Source organism: Vibrio sp. 10N.286.48.B8 (assembly GCF_003050085.1).
Lineage (GTDB): Bacteria > Pseudomonadota > Gammaproteobacteria > Enterobacterales > Vibrionaceae > Vibrio > Vibrio crassostreae.
Window position 1 is genome coordinate 1 of sequence record NZ_PIGD01000054.1, and the last position, 1419, is coordinate 1419.

Annotated in this window: 10 tRNA genes; all 10 read left to right on the top strand. The window is 44.3% G+C overall.

The features are described from left to right. Positions 1-34 precede the first annotated feature (34 nt). Positions 35-119: transfer RNA gene (locus tag CWO08_RS23760), tRNA-Leu, on the top strand. Between the two features lie 30 nt (positions 120-149). After that, positions 150-224 (top strand) — tRNA-Gln (locus CWO08_RS23765). Positions 225-301: 77 nt separating this feature from the next. Next, a tRNA-Met gene (locus CWO08_RS23770) sits at positions 302-378 on the top strand. A 90-nt stretch (positions 379-468) separates the two neighbouring features. After that, positions 469-553 (top strand) — tRNA-Leu (locus tag CWO08_RS23775). A 30-nt stretch (positions 554-583) separates the two neighbouring features. Then, positions 584-658, top strand: a tRNA-Gln gene (locus CWO08_RS23780). Between the two features lie 94 nt (positions 659-752). Continuing rightward, positions 753-837: transfer RNA gene (locus CWO08_RS23785), tRNA-Leu, on the top strand. A 30-nt stretch (positions 838-867) separates the two neighbouring features. Continuing rightward, positions 868-942 (top strand) — tRNA-Gln (locus tag CWO08_RS23790). A gap of 94 nt (positions 943-1036) precedes the next feature. Then, positions 1037-1121 (top strand) — tRNA-Leu (locus tag CWO08_RS23795). A gap of 30 nt (positions 1122-1151) precedes the next feature. Then, positions 1152-1226, top strand: a tRNA-Gln gene (locus tag CWO08_RS23800). A 109-nt stretch (positions 1227-1335) separates the two neighbouring features. Next, positions 1336-1417: transfer RNA gene (locus CWO08_RS23805), tRNA-Leu, on the top strand. The last annotated feature ends 2 nt before the right edge of the window (positions 1418-1419 follow it).

Consider the following 1419-nt stretch of genomic DNA (forward strand, 5'->3'; position numbering starts at 1 on the left):
TAACTATACTCTTCGCTAGAGTAAAAGCTTTGCTGCGGTCGTGGCGGAATTGGTAGACGCACCAGATTTAGGTTCTGGCGCCGAGAGGTGTGAGAGTTCAAGTCTCTCCGACCGCACCATTATTTAGATATCTTAAGTGATATCATTGTTGGGCTATCGCCAAGCGGTAAGGCACTGGCTTTTGATGCCAGCATTCCCTGGTTCGAATCCAGGTAGCCCAGCCACTATTTAAAGTGTAATTATCTTTAAAAAGATAATGGCATTGGAAGCGAGATTATATTATATTACTTCGCTCTCAGATGGCTACTTAGCTCAGTTGGTTAGAGCACATCACTCATAATGATGGGGTCGCAGGTTCAAATCCCGCAGTAGCCACCATTCTTTCTTTATGAAAGAAGAACAAACAACGTTATATTGAATCACCAATGTCGATATAACTATACTCTTCGCTAGAGTAAAAGCTTTGCTGCGGTCGTGGCGGAATTGGTAGACGCACCAGATTTAGGTTCTGGCGCCGAGAGGTGTGAGAGTTCAAGTCTCTCCGACCGCACCATTATTTAGATATCTTAAGTGATATCATTGTTGGGCTATCGCCAAGCGGTAAGGCACTGGCTTTTGATGCCAGCATTCCCTGGTTCGAATCCAGGTAGCCCAGCCACTATTTAAACTCTTTGTTTTATTACTTAAGTAATTAACTAAGAGCACAACGTTACATCGAATCACCAATGTCGATATAACTATAAAGCTTTGCTGCGGTCGTGGCGGAATTGGTAGACGCACCAGATTTAGGTTCTGGCGCCGAGAGGTGTGAGAGTTCAAGTCTCTCCGACCGCACCATTATTTAGATATCTTAAATGATATCATTGTTGGGCTATCGCCAAGCGGTAAGGCACTGGCTTTTGATGCCAGCATTCCCTGGTTCGAATCCAGGTAGCCCAGCCACTATTTAAACTCTTTGTTTTATTACTTAAGTAGTTAACTAAGAGCACAACGTTACATCGAATCACCAATGTCGATATAACTATAAAGATTTGCTGCGGTCGTGGCGGAATTGGTAGACGCACCAGATTTAGGTTCTGGCGCCGAGAGGTGTGAGAGTTCAAGTCTCTCCGACCGCACCATTATTTAGATATCTTAAGTGATATCATTGTTGGGCTATCGCCAAGCGGTAAGGCACTGGCTTTTGATGCCAGCATTCCCTGGTTCGAATCCAGGTAGCCCAGCCACTATTTAAAACTCTTTGTTTTTACTTAGCTTGTTTTAAAGTTAAATAGAAAACTAAGAGCACAACGTTACATCGAATCACCAATATCGATATAACTATAAAGATTTGCTGCGGTCGTGGCGGAATTGGTAGACGCACCAGATTTAGGTTCTGGCGCCGAGAGGTGTGAGAGTTCAAGTCTCTCCGACCGCACC